The sequence below is a fragment of the Alistipes sp. i18-0019-D1 genome (assembly GCF_042852885.1).
Lineage (GTDB): Bacteria > Bacteroidota > Bacteroidia > Bacteroidales > Rikenellaceae > Alistipes.
Map to the genome: position 1 here is coordinate 3,215,828 of NZ_AP031424.1, position 20,584 is coordinate 3,236,411.

Below are 20,584 nucleotides of genomic sequence, written 5' to 3' on the forward strand. Positions count from 1 at the left end.
AAACGAACCAATCGAACCATGCGAAAAACATTTTGTCTGCTGGCGGCTTTGCTGCTGGCGGCGGGGCCTGCGGGAGCCTCGGGCGACGGGGCCGGAAAGCACCGGGAGTGCGCGGCCGGAATGAACCTCGTGCAGAATCAGTGGTCTGGCAAACGGGTCGCCTTTCTCGGCGATTCGATCACGGACGAGCGCCATGTCGGCACAACGAAAAACTACTGGCAGTATCTGGCCGAGATGCTGGGCATCGTGCCTTTCGTCTATGGAATCAACGGCCACCAGTGGTCCGATGTGCTGGGGCAGGCCCGGAAACTGTACGCCGAGCGGGGCGACGCCGTCGATGCCGTCGTCGTCCTTGCCGGGACCAACGACTTCAACGCCGGCGTGCCGCTGGGCGAGTGGTACGAGGTCCGGGAGTCGGAGTGCCCGATGCCGGGTTCCGGCGTGGGGACGCGGATGCGCCGCACGCCTTCGGCGGACCCCGGGACCCTCTGCGGACGAATCAACGCCGTGCTGGCCTTTCTCAAAGAGCACTATCCGACCAAGCAGGTCATCCTGCTCACACCGCTCCACCGCGGTTATGCGCGTTTCAGCGACCGGAACGTCCAGCCCGACGAATCGTTCCCCAACCGGCTGGGGCTGTATGCCGATGCCTATGTCGCGAAGATCCGCGAGGCCGGCAGCGTCTGGGCGGTTCCGGTGATCGATCTTAACAGCATCAGCGGCCTTTATCCCCTTGCCGATTCCCACGTCCGTTACTTCAGCGACGGGCAGACCGACCGGTTGCATCCCAACGCTGCGGGGCATGAGCGTATGGCCAGGGTCCTGGCCTGTCAGTTGCTGGCGTTCCCGGCCTGCTTCGATTGACTGCGCCGGAAAAAGCCTTGAATCCGTCGGCGAATCTTGCCGGGCGGAACAGGTTTGCGAAATTTTTTCTATCTTTGCCGGAACCAAAGCAGTACAGCGCATGTTTTTCGTCGTAAAATATTCTCCGGATAAGGACCGTCAGCCGGTCCTCGCCGCGCTGCGCCGCAACTCCCCCCCCCGAAAATAACTGATATACACTGTGTCGGTCCTGCCGCCGACGCCCCGCGGATGATTCGTTTCGTCCGCGCGCATCGTCGTGTCATGTTTTCACGCACCCTTTTTACTAATCCAATAAATTCTTTATGCAAATGAAAACACTGTTTTCTTCTTTGAGAGCGCTCCGGACGGGAGCTTTCTATCTTATGGTTGCGGCATCTGTCTGTGCCGCGGGACTTGTTTCGTGCGACGACGGCGATGACGACGGCAAGATCGACGGCGGCGCGCCTTTCACGGGGGCATGGGTCATGACCCACATCGAGATCACGGACGAGGAGGGGACCGACGGCGGCGACACCGCGGGCCTGGGAACCGTGCGTCTGACGCTGAACGACGACAATACGTTCGTCTACGAGGTGAATATCCCGGGAGACGGGGAGGAGGAGCCGGAGAGCTACACCGAGCGCGGCACATGGGCCTGGGCGAATCCGCTGCTGACGTTGAACTACGGCGACTATCGGAGTCAATTGAAGGTCCTTACTTGGACTGACAACAAGCTCGTCACCGAACAGTCCGAGGACGGCGAGACGGAACGGCGTACGTGGAAAAAACAATAGCCCGCTGCCATGAAAAAGTTCTTTGTCTCTTTTCTTCTGGCCGTTTTTGCGACCGGAGCGTATGCCCAGGAGAACCAGTCGCGGCTGGACTCCCTGCAACAGGTCGTGAGCGCGCTTTCGTCGCGTGTGGAAGACACGCAGAAGGCCGAACTGAACCGTGCCGTCTGGAAGGACCGCGCCAAGTATTTCAACCTCGGCTATGTCAAACAGACGCTCGCCGACCGGACCTACGGCGGGGAACTCAAGAGTGATTTCGGAGCCTCGTTGAGCTGGGGCAAGACCTACTACCTGCACCGGAAACCGCTTTTCGGCATGCTGAAATTCGGCCTCGACTGGTCGTGGATGGACATCAACTACGCTAAATTCTCGCTCGACGCGTTCGACGGGGAGACGGGCGAACCGCTTCCGTCCGACGTGCACCAGGCCGAGATCGGCATGCAGTTCGGCCCGTCGCTGACGGTCAACCCCGTGCACCGCCTCAAGGTCGGCGGCTATTTCCGCGTCACGCCCTCCTATTCGCTCCTTTACATGGACGAGACCGTGCACCACCACTACGTGACCTTCTGCAATGCCGGCTGCACCCTGGCCTGGAAGGTCGTTTCGGTGGGTGTCGAGTGGCGCTGGGGCACGGCCAGCTACGACGGGCTGAAATTCGACGAGGATGCCTTCGACGAGGATTATGCCGAGGGCGACGATGTCCCGTCGGCCGGTGACGTGATGGATCAGATGAAGGTTCCCGACCGCAAGTTCAAAACCACTTCCGTACGTTTCTACTTCGGGTTCCGGTTCTGACGTCCGGTTCCGGACCGGAAGCGTTGCGGCGGCGACACCTCGCGGTGCGCCGCCGTTTTTGCGCACCTGCGGCCCGTTGTGGCGGAAAACGCTCCGGGAGGTGTGCGGAATCCCGGTTTTTTGTCTATCTTTGGCGCAGTAACGACGCTTTCGGAAAGTTGGAACGTTTTGTCGAATCACATGCGGTTCGGTTTTGCGGCGGCCCGACTTTTTGCTATCTTTGTTCCGAGGTTATGAGAAAAATAACGATTCTTTGCCTGCTGCTCGCCTGCGCATTGCCCGTCTTTGCGGGCACGTACCGTCCGGAGCAGATTCCCAACGTCCAGCGAATGGACGGGAGCCGTTACGTCTCCGATCCCGACGGTATCCTGTCGCCTGCCGCCGTGGCGCATATCGACTCCGTCTGCGCTTCGCTGCGTGAGCGGGGACTCGCGCAGGTCGCCGTGGTCGCCGTCGACGACATCGCGGGCGGCGATCCGTTCTCGTTCGCCGTCGATCTGTTCCGCAGCTGGGGCGTGGGCAGCGCCAAAAGCGACAACGGCCTGGGCATCCTGCTGGTGAAGGACCTGCGGGAAATCCGCTTCGTCACGGGCGGAGGTCTCGAAGGCATCCTTCCCGACGCACTCTGCAAACGTATCCAGCTCACCTACATGCTTCCCGCCTTCCGCGAGGGGGATTACAGCGCGGGCATGGTCGCCGGAGTCGGGGCAGCGGCCACGATTCTCGAAGGGGGCGAGGTCGACCTGAGCGGCGACGCCGACGAGGAGCTTCCGGCGTGGATGATCTTTTTGATCGTCGTGGGATTCGTCGTCGTTCCGCTGGGCGTGGTGCTGGTGAACTACTATTTTTCCCGCCGTTGCCCGAGGTGCCGTAAGCTGACGCTGAAACAGCAGTCGCAGCAGGTGTTGAGCGTCACGCGAAGCTACCGGCTGGTCGAATATACGTATGTCTGCTCGAACTGCGGCGCCGTGGTGAAACGGCAGGCCAAGAACCTTCGCGACGACAATTTCGGCGGCGGGGCCGGGGGCGGCACGATCATCGGCGGCGGCTTCGGACGCGGCATGGGCGGCGGCGTGGGCGGCGGTGGCTTCGGGGGAGGTTCCTTCGGCGGCGGCGGAGCGGGTTCGCGCTGGTAACGGGAGCAATGAATAATGAATAATGAACGATTAACGATTTGCGGATATGAAAAAATGGATTTGGATCGGCGTTGTCGCCGTGGTGGTGATCTTCTTTTATGCGACTTACAACGGTTTCGTCAACAAGGAGGAGGGGCTTAAAAGCGCCTGGTCCAACGTCGAAACACAGTATCAGCGCCGTGCGGACCTGATTCCCAACCTGGTCAGCACCGTGAAGGGCTATGCGGCCCACGAGACGCAGACTCTGAACGAGGTTACCGAGGCGCGTGCCCGGGCCACGTCGATCAACCTTTCGGCCGACGACCTGACGCCCGAGCGCCTTCAGCAGTTCCAGCAGGCGCAGGCGCAGGTGCGCTCCGCGCTGGGCCGCCTGATCGCCGTGTCGGAGAGTTATCCCGATCTGAAGGCGAACCGGAATTTCCTCGAATTGCAGGCCCAGCTGGAGGGGACCGAGAACCGTATTGCCGTCGCTCGCAAGGACTTCAACGCCGTGGCGCAGCGGTACAACGTCTCGGTGCGCCGCTTCCCGGCCAACCTCGTCGCGCGGATGTTCGGTTTCGGGCCGAAGCCCTATTTCGAGTCGGCCGAAGGGACCGAAGCCGCTCCGCAGGTTACCTTCTAAATGGCCTCGGAACGTTCCCGCGGTTATGTGCTGGGAGCCATAGCCGCGGCCAGTTACGGATTGAATCCGCTCTTTGCGCTGCCGCTTTACGGCGCGGGCCTGGGAGCGGATTCCGTGCTGTTCTACCGTTATGTGCTGGCGGTGGTGATGCTGGGTGCGCTGATGCTTTTCCGGCGGCAGTCGTTCGCCCTGCGGCGGCGTGACGTCCTGCCGCTCGCGGCGATGGGCGTGCTCTTCTCCGTCTCGTCGCTGCTGCTTTTCGAGAGCTACAACCTCATGGACGCCGGCATCGCCTCGACGATCCTGTTCGTCTATCCGGTGATGGTCGCCGTCATCATGGCCGTGGGCTTCCGCGAACGGGTCACCGCTGCCACGGTCGTCTCGATCGCCCTGGCGTGCGGGGGCATCTCGCTGCTCTACAAAGGGGGCGACGGCGCGACGCTCAACCTTGCGGGCGTCGTGCTGGTCTTCCTTTCGGCTCTCTCCTATGCGGTCTATATCGTGGCCATCAACCGCTCGTCGCTCAAGGATCTCCCGACCGAGAAACTCACCTTTTACTGCCTGGTTTTCGGCTCGCTGGTCTATGTCGTTCGGCTGCGCGGCTGTGCCGATCTGCAAGCCATCCCTTCGCCCCTGATGTGGGTCAACGCCGTCGCGCTGGCGCTTTTCCCGACGATCGTTTCGCTGGTTACGATGGCCGGGGCCATCCGCCGCATCGGCTCCACGCCCACGGCGATCCTCGGGGCGCTGGAACCCGTCACGGCGCTGTTTTTCGGCGTCGCGGTCTTCGGCGAGCGGTTCACGCTGCGCATCGGGGTCGGCGTTTCGCTGATCCTCGTCGCCGTGACGCTCATCATCGCCGGCAAGTCGATCCGCATTCCCACCTCCGTCACGCACCTGGCCCGATGGATGGCCCGTCCGCGCCTGCCTCGCTGGGCCGTGCGCTGGGCGCGCCGCCTGCCGCTGCCGCGCATCCGCCGCAACGGCTGACCTACATTCCCTTTTTGATTCCGGCGCGGATCAGCCCGGCGTTGACCGGCAGCGCCGCGAGGAATCCGCAGGCCATCGCAATCTGCATCATGAACCAGAACTGGAACGAGGTGCGGGGCAGCGTTGCGCCGCCGTTGAAGGCGAAGATCACCACGGCCATCCAACCGTACATCCCCGCCTGCCAGGCCGTCAGCGACAGTATGTCGGCCTTTGCGGCCCGCCGCACGATCTCGCCGCGGGGCGTTTTCGGCTCCATGCCGCGGATCGCCGCATACTGGAACCCGATGCCGAAAACGAGAGCGAGGATATAGTCGAAGACCCACGACCCGGCGATCATACTGCCGCCGATGGCCACCGGGACGAAGAAGAGGAACCATTCGCCCACGAGGTCGGCCAGCGTGCACCCGGCTCCGCAGTGGAGCGTCGAGAGCACCGCCGACTGCCACCGGGGCCGCGCCGGCATCGCCATCTGCTCCATCCGCATCCCGTGCATGTCCATCCCCGGCATGTCCATCCCGCCGGCCCCAGCATTGCCGCCATTTTTCCCGCCGGACGCCGTCCCTTCCGTGCGCCTCTCCTTTTCATCGAGCGAGCAGCGTTTCACACGTCCGAAGGCGTAGTAGGCCCACAGCCCGAAGAAACCGGCCCAGAGGCCCGTCAGTATCCATACGCTGTTCATGATGCGCATCGGTTGGCGGCATGTGCGCAGGTCGGCGGCGATGACGGCCGCCGAGGCGATGCCTCCGACGACGAAGATTTCGGCGATATACGGAAATTGCTGCATGAGGAAAGGTTTTTCCCCGATGCAGCAATTTATGTACCGTTCGGACTGCGGATGCCCGGGGATGTTACAGACGGCTCTTTTCGTCGGCCGACCCCGCCTCGACGGCTTTGCGCTTGAAGGCCTTTCCCGACTTGAAGTTGTAGGTCAGCCCGATGCGGAACGAGCGGTTGCTCCAGGTCTGCCGGGCCTTCATCGTGCGGACGAACCCGTCGCCGTGCGCTCCGATCTCCTGTCCCTGGTCCAGGAGGTTCTGCACCGAGAACGAGGCGGTGAACCTGTCGCCGAAACGTTTCTTCACACCCGCCTGCAAACGGTGGTCGGGTTCGACCCAGCAGTTGCCCAGGTCGAGCCGGCTCTGGTAGCGGTAGGAGAGGTCGATGTAGAATTTCGCCGGGAGGGTGAAGGTGGTCGAGAGGTTGACGAATCCCCAGTTGAAGAACTCCTCGGCGCCGTGCTGTTCGACGCGCTGTCCGCGGCGCATGTAGGTCACGTTGGCGTTCAGCTGCCACCATTTCGCGGGTTGGAACGGCAGGTTGACCGAGGCGTAACAGTTCTTCGTGGCGTCGTAATTGACCCATGCCAGTTGCAGCAGGTCGGGATTCTCCGGGTCGGCCTGCATCGTCTGCTGAATCTCGTCGCCGACGAGCTGTACGCCTGCCGTGAGGGTGTATTTGTGAGCCGCCACCAGCGTCAGGCTCACGTCTTGCTTGAACGAGGGGTCGAGCGACGGGTTTCCGGTCTGGTAGGTGTAGTCCGAAATCTGCATCCGCTGGGGGCTGAGGCACCAGAACCGCGGCCGTTCGATGGTCCGGGCGTACTGGGCGATCAGCGACCATCCTTTCTCCTTCGAAAGGGCGAAGGAGACGTTGGCGTTGGGAAAGAGCGAGAAATAGTCCTGCCCGACGTCTTTTCCCGTCGTGTGGGTGTACTCGCCGCGCAGTCCCGCCACGAGGCTCCAGCGTCCGAGCTGCGCCGAGGCGATGGCGTAGGCCGCCGCGATGTTCTCCGTGTAGTTGATCGTGAAGCTCTGGTTGTCGTTGCGCACCCACGCGTCGCCCTTGAGGTACTCGTAGAGCGCGTCGTTGTGCATGTCGTTGTAGGTGTACTTGGCGCCTGCCTTCAGCGACCAGCGGGGCGAGAACTTCTTTTCGAGGGCCAGCGTCGCCGTGGCGACGTTGTAGACGCTCGCGGCGTTGTCGCGGTAGGTGGAGTCCGCCGCCGAACCCGGAGCCGTTATGCGGCTGAAATTGTCGTTTCCGGCGTCGGTCTCGCGGCGGGTGTAGTCGAGGAGCAGTTTGAGCGTCGAGCCGAGCGTGTCGATCTTGCGGATGTAGTTGAACGTCGCCGAGTAGTTGTTGCGGACGTTGAGGTTGTCGAAATAGCTGTCGGTGTGTGTCAGCGTTCCGCCGTCGTGGAAATCCGTGTAGGTGTTGTTCGGCTCTCCGTTGCGGTTGCGCCAGTATTCCACCTCCGCGCCGACGCTGTTTTTGTCGTCGATCTCGACCACCGCTCCGGCGCTGGCCCCGAAACTGCGGTTGCGGCCCTTCATCTCCGAATGGGCGTTGAGCGCCTTGTCTGCGGTGTTGTAGAGGGTCTGCTCGTCGGTGGTCGTCCTGTCCTTTCCGAAAGACCCCCATGCCGAGGCGTAGAAGTCCGCGCGGCCCGAATGTACGTTGATGTTGGCCGACGGATCGTATCGGTGAATGATTGTGCCCTGCGAGGTGTTGAACGACACCGAGCCGTCGACGCCGTTCTCGCGGCGTTTTTTGAGCGTGATGCGGATGATGCCTCCCGCCGAGTCGGCGTCGTAGTCGGCGCCCGTGGTGGGCACGACCTCGATTTTCTGAATCTCCTCGGCCCGGAGCGACCGCAGGTAGGTCAGCAGCTGTTCCGGCTCCATGCGCAGCTCGCGGTCGTTGACGTAGACCTTCGAGCCGCTCTTGCCGTTGATCGAAATCTTCTCCCCGTCGATCCATACGCCGGGGGCGCGTTCCAGCAGCTCGATGCCGTCTTTGCCGATGGCCGCCGGGGCGTTCGCCACGTCGACCACGAACCGGTCGGCTTCGCGCCGCACCAGCCGGGCCTTTACCTCCACGCTCTGGATGCCGGTCGCCGAGGCGTGCATCACGAAATCGCCCAGGTGGCTCTCCTGCTCCACGCGCACCGGCTTCTTCACGGGGTCGAATCCGAGATACTGAATCCAGAGCGTGTATTCGCCGGGGGCGGCTTTCAGCACGAAGCGCCCTTCGGCGTCGGTTGCCATGCCGGCCACCTGCTCGGTTCCTTTCAGCAGGACGACCGTTGCGTATTCGACGGCTTTTCCCTGTTCGTCCACCACGCGGCCCGTCGAGGGGCAGAGGTGCGCCGCAAAGAGCTGGGTTGCGGTTGTCGCGAGCGTTACGATAAGGAGGATCAGTCTTTTCATAATATTCTGTTTTGCATTTTATTTGTTAGCGCAAAGATATATAATAATATTTGTACTGTGCAAAGCATAGTACTAAAAATTTCAGAAAATTTTCGATACTTATGTATATGGATGTCCGCAGCTGTTGCGGGGGTGTTCTCCGGGTGTAAAGATACCCCCCCCCGGCTGCGGACCAAATTTTTACGTGACTTTTTTCGCGGCCCCGCTTTTTCGCCTCCTGGAAACGGATGCCGTGAACATTTTGTTGAAAATTCGCCGACTGGCGGGGTAGGAATCCCGGGAAATAATTCCTAAATTTGCAAATTGAATTAATATGGCTAATTGTCCCCGGACGCCGGATATGCAATAAACGATGACGGTATGTTAAGTGCTTTATACTACCTTTTTTTGGTGCTTCTGTGCACGCTCTTTATGATTCTGTCGGCCCTTGCGCTGGTCGTCTGCTATCCCTTCGACCGGGGGCGCCGGACGGTGCACGAGCTGTCGCGCATCCTGGTGCGGATTTTCTTCTTCATCCCGCCCTTCTGGCGGCAGCGGGTCATCGGCCGCGAACTGATCGACCGGAAGAGGCGCTACGTCATCGTCGTCAACCACAACACGGTGATCGACATCCCGGCGCTTTACTACATTCCGCTCAATTTCCGCTGGGTATCGAAGCGCGAGGTCTTCCGAACGCCCTTTTTCGGACAGTACCTCCTGCTTCACGGCGACATCTGCATCAACCGCGGCCACGCCGCCGCCGCGCTGGAACAGCTGGTCCGCGACGGGAAAAAGTGGATTTCGCGCGGGGCTTCGGTGGCGGTTTTCCCCGAGGGCACGCGCTCGAAAGACGGTGAGATCCACCGCTTCAAGGCCGGAGCCTTCACGCTGGCCAAGGAGGCCGGCGTGGACATCCTTCCCGTGGTGCTGGACGGAACCAAGACGCTGATCAAAAAGAACCTGGCATTCAACTGGGGCAACCGGATCACCGTCCGCGTGCTGCCTCCCGTCCCGGCCGCGGAGGTCGCCGCTCTGGAGACGCACCTCCTGATGCAGACGGTCCGCGACCGCATGTGCGGGGCGCTCGCCGAAATCCGGAAACAGCAATAGATTATGGCAGATTTACTCAATACCAACTCGAACGCAACCAATTACGGCGACGACGCCATCGTGACCCTCTCTCCGAGGGAGCACATCCGCCTGCGCCCCGGCATGTACGTCGGCGTGGTGGGCGACGGTTCGCAGCCCGACGAGGCGCTCTACGTGCTGATCAAGGAGGTCGTGGACAACTCGATCGACGAATTTATCATGGGTGCGGGCCGGCAGATCGACATCACGCTGGCCGACAACGTGGTCACGGTGCGCGACTACGGCCGCGGCATCCCCCTCAAGTCGCTCGCGGCGGCCGTCGGGCAGATGAACACGGGCGGCAAGTACGGGGGCGACGCCTTCAAGAAGACCGTGGGTCTGAACGGTGTGGGCGTCAAGGCCGTGAACATGCTTTCCGAAGAGTTTACGGCCCGTTCGGTGCGCGACGGCGAAGCCCGTACGGTGACCTTCGCCAAGGGACTCGAAGTGAGCGACAGGTGGGAGAGCGGGGTCAGCGAGAAGAACGGCACGTTCATCTCGTACCGCGTCGACAAGGAGATTTTCGGCCAGTACGCCTACAACCTCGAATACGTCGAGCAGAAAATCCGCAATTACAGCTACCTGAACCTGGGCCTGACGCTCAATTTCAACGGCAAGAGCTACGTTTCGAAAAACGGCCTGCTGGACCTCGTGAACGACAACATGACCGAAGACCCGCTCTACCCGCCGATCCACCTCACGGGGGAGGACATCGAGGTGGTGATCACCCACGGCACGGGCTACGGCGAGAGCTACGACTCGTTCGTCAACGGCCAGCACACCACGCAGGGCGGCACGCACCAGACGGCCCTGCGCGCCGCCGTCGCCAAGACGGTCAAGGAGTTCTACCACAAGGACTACGATCCCTCGGACATCCGCACGTCGATCATCGCGGCCATTTCGATCAAGGTCACCGACCCGATCTTCGAGAACCAGATGAAGACCAAATACGGTTCGAAGGAGGTCGAGCCGGGGGTTTCGGTCAACAACTTCGTGGCCGACTTCCTCACCAAGCACCTCGACGACTACCTGCACAAGCACGCCGAGACGGCGCAGATTCTCCAGAAGAAGATCGTCGAGAACGAGAAGGAGCGCAAGGCGATCTCGGGCATCCAGAAGAAGGCCCGCGAGACGGCCAAGAAGGTGAGCCTGAACAACAAGAAGCTGCGCGACTGCAAGATCCACCGCACGGACCGCAACGAGCTGGCCGAGCAGTCGATGATCTTCATCACGGAGGGTAACTCGGCGTCGGGCTCGATCACCAAGAGCCGCGACGTGCGAACGCAGGCGGTCTTCTCGCTGCGCGGCAAGCCGCTCAACTGCTACGGGCTGACGAAGAAGGTGGTCTACGAGAACGAGGAGTTCAACCTCCTTCAGGCGGCGCTGAACATCGAGGAGGACATGGACAACCTGCGCTACAACAAGGTCGTCATCGCCACCGATGCCGATGTCGACGGCATGCACATCCGCCTCTTGATGATGACCTTCTTCCTGCAGTTCTTCCCCGAGGTGATCCGCCAGGGGCATCTGTTCGTGCTGCAAACCCCGCTGTTCCGCGTGCGCAACAAGAAGGAGACGCTCTACTGCTACTCCGAGGAGGAGCGGCTGAAGGCCGTCGCACGGTGCGGCGCGAACGCCGAGATCACGCGCTTCAAAGGTCTGGGCGAGATTTCGCCCGATGAGTTCAAGGAGTTCATCGGCGAGAACATGCGTCTGGACAAGGTCCGCATCACGAAGGACGACCCGATCCACGACCTGCTGGAGTTCTACATGGGTAAGAACACCTACGAACGGCAGGGCTTCATCATCGACAACCTGCGCATCGAGGAGGACATCGTCGAGCAGGACCTGAAAATCAGCTAACGGAATATGGCAGAGAATAAAGATAAAGACGAACTGATCCCGGGCGAAGCGTTCAGCGAGGATGCCTCGGCCCCCGAAACCGCGGACGATGCGGCGGACGACACGCCTGTGGCCGAGGCTCCGGCCAAGGCGGGCAAGTTCGACCGCCTGACGCAGGAGGAGGGGGGCGTCCGCAAGCTCACGGGCATGTACAAGAACTGGTTCCTGGACTACGCCTCGTACGTGATCCTCGAACGTGCCGTGCCGCATGTCGAGGACGGACTGAAACCCGTCCAGCGGCGCATCCTCCATGCGATGAAGGTCGTCGACGACGGCCGTTACAACAAGGTCGCCAACCTCGTGGGCCAGACCATGCAGTACCACCCGCACGGCGATGCGTCGATCAAGGACGCGCTGGTGCAGCTGGGGCAGAAGGACCTCTTGATCGACTGCCAGGGCAACTGGGGCAATATCCTCACGGGCGACGAGGCCGCCGCGGGCCGTTATATCGAGGCGCGCCTTTCGAAATTCGCCCTCGACGTGGTCTTCAACAAGAAGACGACGGAGTGGATGCTGTCGTACGACGGCCGCAAGGAGGAACCCGTGACGCTGCCCATCAAGTTCCCGCTGCTGCTGGCACAGGGTTCGGACGGCATCGCCGTGGGTCTGGCTTCGAAAATCCTGCCCCACAACTTCGTGGAGCTGATCAACGCCGCCATTGCGCACCTCCAGGGGCGTGATTTCCAGCTTTACCCCGACTTCCCGACGGGCGGCATGGCCGACGTGAGCCGCTATAACGACGGCCTTCGCGGCGGTGCGGTGAAGGTGCGGGCGAAGATTTCGAAGATCGACAAACGCACGCTTGCCATCACCGAGATTCCCTATACCACGACCACCGAGTCGATCAAGGATTCGATCATCAAGGCCAACGACAAGGGCAAGATCAAGATCAAAAAGGTCGACGACAATACGGCCGACCGGGTCGAAATCGTCATTCAGGTCTCGCCCGACGAATCTTCGGACAAGACCATCGACGCGCTCTACGCCTTCACTGACTGCGAGGTGTCGATCGCCCCGAACTCGTGCGTCATCTGGGACGAGAAGCCGCACTTCCTCGGGGTTTCGGAGATCCTGCGCCGCTCGGCCGAGCACACCAAGTCGCTGCTGGGCCTGGAGCTGAAAATCCGGCTGGGCGAGTTGAGCGAGGCGTGGCACGCCGCGTCGCTCGAACGCATCTTCATCGAGAACAAACTCTACCAGCTGATCGAGGGCTGCAAGAGCCGCGAGGAGGCTTATGCCGCCGTCGATAAGGGGCTGGAACCCTTCAAGAAACGGCTGCGACGTGAAGTAACGCTTGAAGACGTGCAGAAGCTCACCGAGTTGAAATTTATCCGAATTTCGCGTTACGACAGCGAGAAGGCCGACAACGAGATCAGGCAGATCGAGGAGGACATCAAGTCGACGCAGTACGACCTGGACCACCTCACCGAATATGCCGTGGCCTGGTACGAGCGCATCCGCGACAAGTACGGCAAGGGCAGGGAGCGCCGCACCGAGCTGCGTGAGTTCGACTCGATCGAGGCTACGAAGGTGGCCGTCACGAACGCCAAACTGTACGTGGACCGGGCCGAGGGGTTCTTCGGCATCGGCAAGTCGATGAAGGATGCGGAATTCGTCTGCGACTGCTCGGACATCGACGACGTGATCGTCTTCACGAAAGACGGACGTTACGTGATCACCAAGGTTTCGGACAAGGCTTTCTTCGACAGGAATATCTATTACATCGGGGTCTTCAAGCGCAACGACGACCGCACGATCTACAATGTCCTCTACCGCGACGGGAAGAACGGCGCGATCATGATGAAGCGTTGCGCCATCAAGGGCATCACGCGCGACAAGGAGTACGACATCACCAAGGGAACCGCGAAGAGCGAGATACTCTATATGTCTGTCAATCCGAACGGTGAGGCCGAGGTGCTGAAGGTTTACTTCAAGCCCCGTCCGCGCCTGAAGAAGGTGATCGTGGACCTCGATTTCTCGACCCTCGCCATCAAGGGCCGCCAGAGCCAGGGCAACCTGTTCTCGCGCTACGGTATCCACAAGATCGTGCTGAAGGAGCGCGGAACCTCGACGCTCGGGGGGCAGAACATCTGGTTCGACGAAGATGTCCGCCGGCTGAACGCTGACGGGCGCGGCAAGCTGCTCGGCGAGTTCAAGGGCGACGACCGCCTGATCGTCTGGACCTCGAAGAACCAGTACTATATCACCAACTACGACCTGGGCCAGCACTTCCCCGACGAAACCGTCCGCGTGGCGCGTTACGAGCCGGACCGGGTTTACAGCCTGTGTTATTACGACCGCGGCCAGCGGTACTACTACATGAAGCGTTTCATGGCCGAAATGTCGGATAAGATGCAGGATTTCCTCGACGCCGACGCCGATTTCGTCTGCGTGACGGACCGCGCCGGGGCCAAACTGGAGATCACCTACAAAGGGGCGCACGCCACGCGGCCTGCGGATGTGATCGACGTCGACGAGTTCGTGGGCGTCAAGAGCCACCGGGCCAAGGGCAAACGCCTGACGACCTACGACGTGGACCGGCTGCGGATGATCGAACCCGAACTGCCGCCCGAGCCGGAACCGTCGGATGATGAGGGGCTTGAAGGCGGTCAGCTGACGGGCGCTTCAGCTGACGCGGCGCAAGGCGCTGTGACAGAGACGGAAAATTCCGGAAAATCCGCCCCGAAGAAGCCGTCCGCCGCGCAACCCGCCCCGGAGAAGGCTCCGGCCGGCCAGCCCCGCACGGGCACGGCGGCGGGGGGCGTGGAGTTCGAGGTGGAGCGTCCGAAGGGCGATGCCGGCGAGATGATCGACCCCGAGCAGCTGAACCTGTTTTAACGAACTGTTTGCGATGAAACCTCTCTTTCTGGTCGGATATATGGGCTGCGGCAAGAGCACCCTCGGACGCAAGCTGGCGCGGCGTCTGGGCGTCGATTTCATCGACACCGATGCGCTGGTCGAGGAGCGCGAAGGCGCCTCCGTGGCCGACGTCTTCCGTTACGAGGGCGAGGAGCGTTTCCGCGAGGCGGAGCGCCGGGTCCTCGACGAGGTGATCGCAGCAGCGCCCTTCGCCGTGGTCTCCACGGGGGGCGGGCTGCCCACGTGGCGCGACAACATGCCGTGCATGAACGCCGCCGGGCATACGGTCTACCTGCGCCGCTCGCCGGAGCAGATCGCCTGCCGGTTAAGCCCCTACGGACGCCGCAAGCGGCCCCGACTGCAAGGTCTCGACGACGAACAGCTGGTGGCCTTCATGCGCAGCGACATGTCGGTCCGCGAACCGTTCTACGCACAGGCTTCGCTCGTCGTCGACTGCGACCCGATGTCCGACGAGGAGCTGATAGAATATATTCTGGGACGACTGACGGCCCGAAATTGAGGAAATTCCGGGCGCATGCGATAAGCCCCTCCCGAGGGATGGGCTTGGGGTGGGGTCAGACTTGTATGCGCGGCTGAAGGCCGCGGGTGAGGCATCCGAAAAAACAAAAACCGTGAATGGATTTTCAAATAACGCTCCTATCGGAGTTTACGACTCGGGGCTGGGCGGACTGACCGTCTGGCGCGAGATCCGGCGCGCGCTGCCCGGCGAATCGCTCGCCTACCTCGGTGACGGCGCCAACTGCCCCTATGGCTCGCGGCCCCGCGAAGAGGTGCAGGCGCTGGCCGATGCCGCCGTCGCGCGGCTCGTGGAACTGGGCTGCAAGATGGTCGTCGTGGCCTGCAACACCGCCACGGCGGCGGCCATCGACTTCCTGCGCGAAAAATATGCCGGCGTGCCCATCGTGGGCATGGAGCCGGCCGTGAAACCGGCCTGCCTGGCGACCCGCAGCGGGGTGGTGGGGGTGCTGGCCACCGAGCGGAGCCTCGACGGGGATCTGTTCCGCCGCACGGCCGCCCGGTACGGCAGCGGCATCGAGGTCCTGACCTACCCGGGTACGGGCTTCGTGGAGCTGGTCGAGGGTGACCGGGAGGATACGCCCGAGGCCGAAGCCACGGTGCGCGCCGCCGTGGAGCCGATGCTGGCGCGGGGCGCCGACCAGATCGTGCTGGGGTGCACGCACTATCCCTTCCTGATGCCGGTGATGGAACGCATCGTCGGCGGGCGGGGCGTTGCGATCGTCGACCCGTCGCCCGCCGTCGCCCGCCGTGTCGGCCAGCTGCTCGACCGCGACGGCCTGCGCGCCTCGGCGGATAACCGCCCCGTGTTAACGTTCCACACCTTCGCCGGCGAAGCCTACCGCCTCCGCCTCGAACGGAAGGCGCAGCAGTCTTTGTGAAAGCCCTTTCCCTGAACGAAAAGCCCGGACTCCGACAAGCGGAGTCCGGGCCTGTATTTCGTTTTCCGGGCGTCAGCCCATGATGTAGACGGCCTTTTTGCCCAGCAGCCTGTACATCAGGGCCGTGAATCCCCAGGCCACGAGGAAGATGCACACCGACATCAGCGGAACCTGCAGCGGAATGGGCAGCGACGAGGGGCCGATCAGCAGGAAGAACGGACCTACGAGGAAATAGTGGACGATGTAGATGCCGAACCCGCATTTGGTGATGTTGGCCAGCAGCCGGGCGACCCGCTCGCCGTTTATCCGCACTTTCTGGAACAGCAGGAACACCGCGGCGGTCATGATCGCCACGTTCGGGCTGCAGAAGGTGAAGAACAGTTCCATGTCCGCCTCGGTCGACATCGCGTCGGCGGCCGCTGCGGCGAACCCGGAGTAGGTGACCCAATACCCCGCGCCGAACAGCACGGCGCTGATCGCGAGGGTTTTCGGAAAACTCCAGCCGTTGCCTTTTTTCAGGTAGTGGCCCAGGACGAGGTAGCCGTTGAATCCGGCGAAGTAGTAGAACATCCCGAAGGCGTTCCAGGTGCTTTCGCCGAAGAGGTAGCCGACGCCGAACCACGGGGCGACGTACGCCGTGGCGTAGGGAATGAAGAGCGATGCGAACCAGATGCCTAGGTAGACGCGCTTTTCCTTCGCGGCCGCCTTTTCGATCCACGCCGAGAAGAACGGCATGTAGAGGTAAAGTCCGATCAGCAGGTACATGTACCACATGTGGTTCTCCTTGAAGCTGAACTGGAAGGGGATCATCGCCACGTCCCGGAGCGAGTCGCCCAGCGCCTGCGATTCGCTTCCTTGGGTGTAGCAGAAGAAGTCGCCGATGATGCTCTTGTCCAGTCCCAGGACGCCCGTGAACCACGGGAAGAGGTTGTAGAGCACCGACCAGATCACGACGGGAAAGAGGATGCGGAAGATGCGTTTTTTGTAGAACGCGCCCAGCGGCTGGCCGACGGGCAGCAGCAGCAGTCCGGTCATCATCGCGAACAGCGGCACGGAGGGGCGGAACAGCGATCCGTAGATGGAGGCCCAGCGGGTGTACTCGGGAATGTCCCGCATCGTGGGTGAGATGTAGAAGGGATCGATGCAGTGCACGCCGATCACCATGAGGATCGCCGCGAGCCGGACGACGTCCAGCCAGACGATGTGTTTTTTGGTTTCTGTCTTGAGTTCCATTTCAGTTCGGGTTTCGTGATTGCCGGCTCTCCGTCGTCCGTTTCGGTGCGGAAGCCGTGTGCAAAGGTAATGGATTCCCTCTTTCCCGGAGGCCAATTTTCGGTCAAAATCGTGACCGGCGGCCAAGAAAGTTCGCTGCGGTCCCGGAATTGTCGGAAAAAATTAGTACCTTCGCTCGATAATATCGACATTCGGGAAATGGCATCTAAAAATACATCCACCAACAGCCGGCAGGCCGTTCAGCGCTCCAACAGCGACAGCGCGCGCTGGATCGCCGGACTGTTGCTGCTGTTCATCGGTCTGTTCGCCGCCGCCGCGGTGTTCTTCTCGTTTTTTAGCTGGGCCGCCGACCAGAGCGGGCTGCAAAAATCGGTCGAGGAACGGGTGACGCTCGGCATCGAGCCGGAAAACCTCTGCGGCTGGGCCGGAGCGCGGCTGGGCCGCCTGCTGGTCGACAATTCGTTCGGCCTGTTCGGCCTGCTGATTCCCGTGATGATCGTGCTGGTCGGCGTGCGGATCATCCGCCAGCGGCCGCTGCTCATGAACCATTCGATCTTATCGCTGTTTCTGATCATGATTCTGGGGTCGCTGACGCTGGGATTCGCCTTCGCCGGCCGCTGGAGCCTCTGCTGCTCGACGGGGTGGGGCGGCGCTTTCGGCATCGCCTCTTCGGCCCTGCTGCGCACGCACATCGGGGCTTTCGGGACGCTGATCCTGCTTGTCGGCGGCTGGATACTGACAGGGGTTTTCATCAACCGCAACTTCATCAACAAAGTCAACGAGGCGGGTAACGTCGTGGTCGACAAGAGCGGGAAAGTCGTCGAGATACTCAAACACAAAGTCGTGCCACATGTCCGTGCGGCCGGGGAGGACGAGGCCGCGGAACCTGCCGCGGAACCGGCTCCGAAACCCGGCCCGAAGGCGGCTGCGCCGCAATCCGCGGCACCGAAGGCGGCGGAACCCGCGGTGCAGAAGGCCGCTCCGATCCATGTGGAACGCCCGGCGGAGGCCGTTGCGGCCCGGAAATCCGCGGCGGAAGACGACGAAAATCCCTTCCTCGAACTGACGCCCGACGGAAAACCCGTCGCCGGGGAGACCGCCGCGGAGCAGACGCCCCCTCCCGCCGAGGACGGGGAGTTCATCGAGGTGGACCTTTCGCGCCCCGAGGGCCGCGTGGTGATCGGCCGCAGCGGGCTGGTCGAACTGGAACGCCCTGCGGTGCGCGACGCCGTGTCCGCGGAACCCGCCCCGAACCCTGCCCCGGAGGAGATTCCGGACGGGGAGGCCGCACCGTCCGATTCCGATGCGCCCTTTACCGAGATCATCGTGCGTGACGACGCGCCCGCTGCGGAACCGGAGGGTGTCGTGGTGACGGTCGAGGCCAACGAGGCGAAGCTCCTCGACGAAAAGGCGATCCCCACCGAGAGCTACGACCCGCTGAAGGACCTGGTGAACTACCGCAAGCCGCCCGTGACGCTGCTGGAGGACTACATTTCCGATTCGGAGGTCTCGGACGAGGAGATTTTCGAGAACAAGACCAAGATCGAGGAGACGCTCAGGAACTTCGGCATTCCCATCCAGCGCATCAAGGCCACGGTGGGTCCCACGGTGACGCTCTACGAGATCGTGCAGGCCCAGGGTATCAAGATTTCGAAGGTGCAGGGCCTTGAAAACGACATAGCCCAGAGCCTCAAGGCGCTGGGTATCCGCATCATCGCGCCGATTCCGGGCAAGGGAACCATCGGCATCGAGGTCCCCAACCGCGACAAGCAGGTGGTGTCGATGTATTCGGCCGTGCGTTCGCTGCGTTTCCAGGAGTCGAAGGCCGAACTTCCGGTGGTGATCGGGCGCACGATCCAGAACGAAAATTACGTCTTCGACCTGGCCAAGATGCCGCACCTGCTGGTCGCCGGCGCCACGGGACAGGGCAAGTCCGTGGGGCTGAACGCCATCATCACCTCGCTGCTGTACCGCAAACACCCCGCGCAGCTGAAGTTCGTGATGATCGACCCCAAGATGGTCGAGTTCTCGCTCTACGCCAAGATCGAACGGCATTTCCTGGCCAAGATGGAGTCGGAGGACGACGCGATCATCACCGACCCCAAGAAGGCGGTCTATACGCTCAACTCGCTCTGTACGGAGATGGACAACCGTCTGGAGCTGTGTAAGAAGGCCGGGGCGCGCAACATCGCCGAGTACAACGAGAAATTCACCGCGCGGCGGCTGAATCCGATGAACGGTCACCGCTACCTCCCGTATATCGTGGTGGTGGTCGACGAGTTCGCCGACCTGATCATGACGGCCCGCGAGGTCGAAGGGCCGGTCATGCGCCTCGCACAGAAGGCCCGCGCCATCGGTATCCACCTGATCATCGCCACGCAGCGTCCCGACGTGAAGGTCATCACGGGCGGCATCAAGGCCAATTTCCCGGCCCGCATCGCCTTCCGCGTGATGCAGATGATCGACTCGCGCACGATCATCGACCAGCCGGGGGCCAACCAGCTTATCGGCCGGGGCGACATGCTCTTCTCGAAGGACGGCGACCTGACGCGCATCCAGTGTGCGCTGGTCGAGACCCGCGAGGTCGAGCGCATCTGCGAATACATCTCCAAACAGCAGGGCTACACCGAGGCCTACACGCTGCCCGACTATACGCCCGACGGCGGCGACGGCGCTCAGATGGGCAGCGAGGAGTCCTCGGCGCCCGTGAAATACGACTCGCTCTTCGCCGAGATCGCCCGCGACGCCGTGTCCGGGGGGCAGATTTCGACCTCGATGATCCAGCGCAACTACGAGGTGGGCTTCAACCGTGCGGGCCGCATCATGATGCAGCTCGAAAGGGCCGGCATCGTCGGCCGCCAGCAGGGGGCCAAGCCGCGCGACATCCTCTACCACGACATGCCTTCGCTGGAGGCGAAATTGCAGGAACTGGGGGTATTTTAAGCCGTCGGCTTAAAACAAGCCTAATTGAAAATTGAGAATTAAGAATTAAAAATTGGCTGCGCGGCAGTTGGGGGACGATATGAAGAAAAACGCATCTTTCATTTTTCATTTTTCACTTTTCATGGTGGTGCTGTGCTGCGGAATGCCGCAAAGCCGGGCAGCCGGGCGCGCCACGGAGATACTCGAAAAACTCGCCGCGGGGTTCCGCGCGATGCCCGGTTACAGTGTGGATTTCGAAGTCTCGGCGGGCGATTACAAAAGCCGTGGCAGCTATGTCGTCGAGGGGCGGTGCTACTACCTCGCGCTGGCCGACGCCGAGGTTTTCGCCGACAGCGTGGTCCGCTACGAAATCGACAACCGCCGCCGCGAGGTGACCGTGACGGAGGTGGACGCCGCGAGCCGCAATATCCTGAACAATCCCGTCCGGGCTTTCGATTTCCTCGGCAGCGAGTATATCCCGGCGTTGGTCTCCGAAGCCGGGGGGCGCGCCGTCGTGCGGCTGACGCCCGCTGCCGGGAACGACTCTCCGGCGGGCAGCGTCACCGTGACGGTCGATACCGCCGCGATGCGTCCTCTGTCGCTCTCCTACGATTACGACGGCGAGCAGGTGCAGGTCGGCATCCTCGGCATCGCGCCGCTTGCGGGGCACGTCCGGCTCTTCGATAAAAATGCCTATGCCGGATATGAATTCATAGACTTCCGGTAATTTTTTACGAAATGAAACACCGGGCCGCCA

At 62.0% G+C, this 20,584-nt stretch carries 16 protein-coding genes; 13 read left to right on the forward strand and 3 right to left on the reverse strand.

Features of this window, described 5'->3' with window-relative positions:
• Positions 1-18 precede the first annotated feature (18 nt).
• From ACGHP5_RS13425 to ACGHP5_RS13450, 6 genes are all read left to right on the forward strand, one after another.
• Positions 19-864 (forward strand): SGNH/GDSL hydrolase family protein, encoded by an 846-nt coding sequence (locus ACGHP5_RS13425; RefSeq protein WP_290532951.1) that lies wholly within the window; start codon positions 19-21, stop codon positions 862-864.
• A gap of 308 nt (positions 865-1,172) precedes the next feature.
• A complete protein-coding gene (locus ACGHP5_RS13430) occupies positions 1,173-1,637 on the forward strand; it encodes a lipocalin family protein (protein ID WP_290532952.1) in 465 nt (154 codons plus the stop codon).
• Between the two features lie 9 nt (positions 1,638-1,646).
• Positions 1,647-2,429, forward strand: a complete 783-nt coding sequence (locus ACGHP5_RS13435; protein WP_390567217.1) for a hypothetical protein — start codon at positions 1,647-1,649, stop codon at positions 2,427-2,429.
• 233 nt (positions 2,430-2,662) lie between these two features.
• The gene (locus ACGHP5_RS13440; RefSeq protein ID WP_290532954.1) at positions 2,663-3,565 is read left to right on the forward strand and encodes a TPM domain-containing protein; all 903 of its coding nucleotides are present in this window, start codon (positions 2,663-2,665) and stop codon (positions 3,563-3,565) included.
• A gap of 46 nt (positions 3,566-3,611) precedes the next feature.
• Positions 3,612-4,187 (forward strand): LemA family protein, encoded by a 576-nt coding sequence (locus ACGHP5_RS13445; protein WP_290532955.1) that lies wholly within the window; start codon positions 3,612-3,614, stop codon positions 4,185-4,187.
• Positions 4,188-5,177, forward strand: a complete 990-nt coding sequence (locus ACGHP5_RS13450; protein WP_390567219.1) for a DMT family transporter — start codon at positions 4,188-4,190, stop codon at positions 5,175-5,177. It begins immediately after the preceding gene.
• Between the two features lies 1 nt (position 5,178).
• Here the strand turns inward: ACGHP5_RS13450 and ACGHP5_RS13455 are convergent, their stop codons facing one another.
• Together ACGHP5_RS13455 and ACGHP5_RS13460 are read right to left on the reverse strand one after the other, a co-directional pair.
• Entirely contained in the window at positions 5,179-5,961 is a 783-nt protein-coding gene (locus ACGHP5_RS13455; RefSeq protein ID WP_390567221.1) for a DUF4396 domain-containing protein, read from the reverse strand.
• A gap of 64 nt (positions 5,962-6,025) precedes the next feature.
• Positions 6,026-8,386 (reverse strand): outer membrane beta-barrel family protein, encoded by a 2,361-nt coding sequence (locus tag ACGHP5_RS13460; protein WP_290532958.1) that lies wholly within the window; start codon positions 8,384-8,386, stop codon positions 6,026-6,028.
• Between the two features lie 360 nt (positions 8,387-8,746).
• Here ACGHP5_RS13460 and ACGHP5_RS13465 point away from each other — a divergent pair, with 360 nt between their 5' ends.
• From ACGHP5_RS13465 to murI, 5 genes are all read left to right on the forward strand, one after another.
• The gene (locus ACGHP5_RS13465) at positions 8,747-9,475 is read left to right on the forward strand and encodes a 1-acyl-sn-glycerol-3-phosphate acyltransferase (protein ID WP_278434042.1); all 729 of its coding nucleotides are present in this window, start codon (positions 8,747-8,749) and stop codon (positions 9,473-9,475) included.
• A gap of 3 nt (positions 9,476-9,478) precedes the next feature.
• Complete coding sequence (locus ACGHP5_RS13470; RefSeq protein WP_278434043.1) at positions 9,479-11,356, forward strand: DNA topoisomerase IV subunit B; 1,878 nt, start codon at positions 9,479-9,481, stop codon at positions 11,354-11,356.
• A 6-nt stretch (positions 11,357-11,362) separates the two neighbouring features.
• The gene (locus ACGHP5_RS13475) at positions 11,363-14,233 is read left to right on the forward strand and encodes a DNA gyrase/topoisomerase IV subunit A (RefSeq protein ID WP_390567224.1); all 2,871 of its coding nucleotides are present in this window, start codon (positions 11,363-11,365) and stop codon (positions 14,231-14,233) included.
• A 13-nt stretch (positions 14,234-14,246) separates the two neighbouring features.
• Positions 14,247-14,774, forward strand: a complete 528-nt coding sequence (locus ACGHP5_RS13480) for a shikimate kinase (protein ID WP_295905123.1) — start codon at positions 14,247-14,249, stop codon at positions 14,772-14,774.
• A 112-nt stretch (positions 14,775-14,886) separates the two neighbouring features.
• Entirely contained in the window at positions 14,887-15,672 is a 786-nt protein-coding gene (gene murI, locus ACGHP5_RS13485) for a glutamate racemase (protein WP_390567226.1), read from the forward strand.
• Between the two features lie 72 nt (positions 15,673-15,744).
• On the opposite strand, the gene ACGHP5_RS13490 is transcribed toward murI, so the two are convergent.
• Complete coding sequence (locus ACGHP5_RS13490; protein ID WP_390567228.1) at positions 15,745-16,905, reverse strand: acyltransferase; 1,161 nt, start codon at positions 16,903-16,905, stop codon at positions 15,745-15,747.
• 198 nt (positions 16,906-17,103) lie between these two features.
• Between ACGHP5_RS13490 and ACGHP5_RS13495 the strand changes: the two genes are divergently transcribed.
• Complete coding sequence (locus ACGHP5_RS13495) at positions 17,104-19,848, forward strand: DNA translocase FtsK 4TM domain-containing protein (protein WP_390567230.1); 2,745 nt, start codon at positions 17,104-17,106, stop codon at positions 19,846-19,848.
• A gap of 79 nt (positions 19,849-19,927) precedes the next feature.
• Complete coding sequence (locus ACGHP5_RS13500) at positions 19,928-20,554, forward strand: hypothetical protein (protein WP_337757522.1); 627 nt, start codon at positions 19,928-19,930, stop codon at positions 20,552-20,554.
• Positions 20,555-20,584 lie beyond the last annotated feature (30 nt).